This window comes from Streptomyces sp. MBT65 (assembly GCF_016612545.1).
Lineage (GTDB): Bacteria > Actinomycetota > Actinomycetes > Streptomycetales > Streptomycetaceae > Streptomyces.
In genome coordinates this window covers 1-3,447 of record NZ_JAENRY010000525.1, presented here as the reverse complement: position 1 = coordinate 3,447, position 3,447 = coordinate 1, and the positions used below count along the sequence as shown (strand labels likewise).

Sequence of the window (3,447 nt, the reverse complement as noted above, 5' to 3'; positions counted from 1 at the left end):
CCCCAACCCCCCACACCACGAACCCGATCCACCCCGCGACCTGGTCGGCATCGGCATCGGCCCCTTCAACCTCTCGCTCGCCGCCCTCGCCCACCCGCTCGCCGAACTCGACACCGTCTTCTACGAACAGCGCCCCGGCTTCGACTGGCACCCCGGCCTGCTCATCGACGGCACCACCGTCCAAGTCCCCTTCCTGGCCGACCTGGTGACCCTCGCCGACCCCGCCAGCCCCTGGTCCTTCCTCAACTACCTCAGGGCCCGCGACCGGCTCTTCCCCTTCTACTTCGCCGAGCGCTTCCACATCCAGCGCGCCGAGTACGACGCCTACTGCCGCTGGGTCGCCGACAGCCTCCCCGGACTCCACTTCGGCCACCAGGTCGACGCCGTCCGCTTCAACCCCGAACGCGACGTCTTCGAGGTCGACTTCACCCAGCTCGACAGCGACGGAGAGGCCGAGGCCCTCGGCCGCACCTACACCAAGAACATCGTCCTCGGCGTCGGCACCGCCCCCTACATCCCGGACCCGCTCAAGCCCCTCGTCGAAGCCCCCGGCGTCCCCGTCATCCACGCCGCCGACTACCTCGCCCACCGCGAAACGTTTCTCGCCGCCGAGCACATCACCGTCATCGGCTCGGGACAGACCGGCGCCGAGGTCTTCCTCGACCTGCTCCGCCACCGCCCCGCGGGACACGAGAAACTCCACTGGATCGGCCGCAGCGAGGCCTTCGCCCCCATGGAGTACTCCAAGCTCGGCCTGGAACACTTCACCCCCGACTACACCCGCTACTTCCACGCCCTCGCCGAAGGAGTCCGCGACCGCCTCGTCAGCTCGCAGTGGCAACTCCACAAGGGCATCGACGCGGGCACCATCGCCGCCATCCACGACGAGCTCTACCGCCGTACCCTGCACGGCGGTTGGCCCGACGCCGTGCTCACCCCCGGCGTCCGCGTGCGTACGGCGGGAAGGATCGCGACCACCAAGGTCGAGCTCCACCTGGAACACCTCCAGCAGAACACCCGCTCCCGCCTCACCACCGACGCCGTCGTCCTCGCCACCGGCTACCGCGAACGCCCCCTCGGCCGCATCCTCGCCGGACTCGACCCCTACCTGCGCCGCGACAGCGCCGAACGCCCGCGCGTCGACGACCGGTTCAGACTCGTCCTCGACCCCTCCGTCACCGGCGCCGGCTGCCAGGTCTACGTCCAGAACGCCGAACTCCACACCCACGGCGTCGGCGCCCCCGACCTCGGCCTCGCCGCCTGGCGCAGCGCCACCATCCTCAACTCCCTGACGGGGAAGGAGCCTTACCCCCTCCCCGGCCGAACGGCCTTCACCACCTTCGGCCTCGATCAGCAGGCCCAGATCCCCACGGCCCGCCAGGCCACCCGCACGCTCACCCCACTCGTGGAACGCTAGAAAGGGGCCCGGCGGCGACCAGAGCCGCCGGGCCCCTCGGAAAACCCTTGTTGGACACTCGACGCCTTAGAAGACCGGCGTCCCGTTCCGCGTCAACTTCCAGTCCACCGAGGCGAAATCAGCCGGATCCAGCACACCCTTCGCGGTCACCCACTCCGCGATCCGTGTCCGGATCTCCGTCGACTCCGCCCACACCTCGGTCGCCGACGCCACATGCGGGAACGCACCGCCGCCGTTCGCCCGGTAGTTGTTCACCGCCAGCACGAACTGCTGCGCGTCGTCCAGCGCCGCACCGTTGTAGGTGAGGTTCTTGATCCGCGAACCGGCCGCCTGCGCGATGTCGATGTCGTACGAGAAACCCGACACGTAGTCGTAGTTGTAGTCCGGACGGCCGTTCGCGTTCGTCAGCTTCTCCGTGTCCACGACCGCGTCGGCGGCCGTCTGCACGAAGTACTGCGCCGAGTACTCCAGATACGCCCGCACCTGAGCACCCGTCAGCAGCTTCGCCACCAGCGTGTTGTCGTACACGTACAGACCCGACAGGTCCCGGATCGTCACCTCGCCCGCCGGGATCTCCGAGGTCCGCGAGAACGGCGACGCCTGCGCGATCACCGGCAGCGACGCGTACGCCGTCCCCACCAACGCCGCCTTCACCACGTCCTCCTGGACCTTGGTGATCAGGTCGATGATCGGCGCGTCCTTGTACCGCGCGTCCACCGTCGTCAGCGTCGCCGTCGCCGTACCGACCACCTGGTTGACGTACTCCACGACCAACGCGTGCTCGTCCTTCAGCAGCCGCGTGATCTTCGGGTCGTCCGCGACCGTCTTCGCGTCCCGCAGCGAGGCCGCCACCGACTCGACCGTCCAACGCCCCTTCTCGAAGACCAACTCGAAGTCGAACACGCTCAACCGCTCGGCGAAGCACAGCGGTTCGGACAGCACGACCGTCTTCCCCGTCGCCGTGTTCGTGACCTTCAACTCCGGGATCTCCACGTGCGCGTGGCCGACCAGGATCGCGTCGATCCCCGGCACCTGCTGCGCGACGAGCGCCGCCGAGTTCTCCACGTACGGCAGCTGGTCACCGTACGACGACGTCCCCGACGACCCGGAGTGCGCCGACACGACGACGACGTCCGCCCCCATCGACCGCAGCTTCGGCACCCACTTCGCCGCCTGCTCCTCAAGCCCCGGGAACGTCAACTTCCCCTGCACATACGCCTTGTCCCAGATCGCGATCCCCGGGTTGGTGAGCCCGAGGACCGCCACCTTCACCGGGGGAGCGCCCGGCACCTGGAACTTCTTGATGAAGTACGGCGGGAACGCGGGCTTCAGCGTCTTCGCGTCCAGCGCGTTCGCCCCCAGCAGCGGGAAACGGCACTGGTCCTCGAACTTCCGCAGCGTCTCGATGCCGTAGTTGAACTCGTGGTTGCCCAGCGCCGCCGCGTCGTACCCGATCGCGTTCATCGCCTGCGCCATCGGGTGCACCGGACCGCCCTTGGCGGTGATCGGGTCCACCTTCGCGAAGTAGTACGTCAGCGGGGTGCCCTGGATCGTGTCGCCCGCGTCCAGCAGCAGCGTGTTGCACCGGCCCTTCTCCTGGCGGATCTGGTTCACCAGGGTCGACACCCGCGCCAGACCCATCGCGTTGCCCTTGGCGTCCGCGTACTCCGCGTCCTTGAAGTAGTCCCAGTTGAAGACATGCCCGTGCAGATCGGTCGTGCCCATCACCGTCAGCGAGTACCGCTTCGGGTGCTTGCCCGGCTTCTTCTTCTCCGCGGCCTGCGCCGCCGGAGCCGCCGCCGCACCGGCCAGCGCGACCCCCGCACCCGTCACGGCGGACTTCTTCAGGAACTTCCGGCGGTTCAAGGGCATGTCTGGATCTCCTCGGGAAACGGTCAACAACGCGCGTAGATTCTTACTCGCTTCTTACTGGCCGCGACAGGTCCCGCAGGTTTCGATCTGATGACCACCCGGCGCCCCACCTGACAGAGTGGGACGTATGACCACCCCCACCCCGGACGACCCCCGAC

The 3,447-nt window shown here is 68.3% G+C and carries 2 protein-coding genes; one reads left to right on the top strand and one right to left on the bottom strand.

What is annotated here, in order from left to right:
* Positions 1–1,417, top strand: a 1,417-nt coding sequence (locus JHN63_RS49685; RefSeq protein WP_234478896.1) for a lysine N(6)-hydroxylase/L-ornithine N(5)-oxygenase family protein, incomplete at its 5' end; no start/stop codon positions are given.
* A gap of 66 nt (positions 1,418–1,483) precedes the next feature.
* On the opposite strand, the gene JHN63_RS49680 is transcribed toward JHN63_RS49685, so the two are convergent.
* On the bottom strand, positions 1,484–3,289 hold the full coding sequence (locus tag JHN63_RS49680) for a bifunctional UDP-sugar hydrolase/5'-nucleotidase (protein WP_200691726.1): 1,806 nt from the start codon (positions 3,287–3,289) through the stop codon (positions 1,484–1,486).
* Between the last annotated feature and the right edge of the window lie 158 nt (positions 3,290–3,447).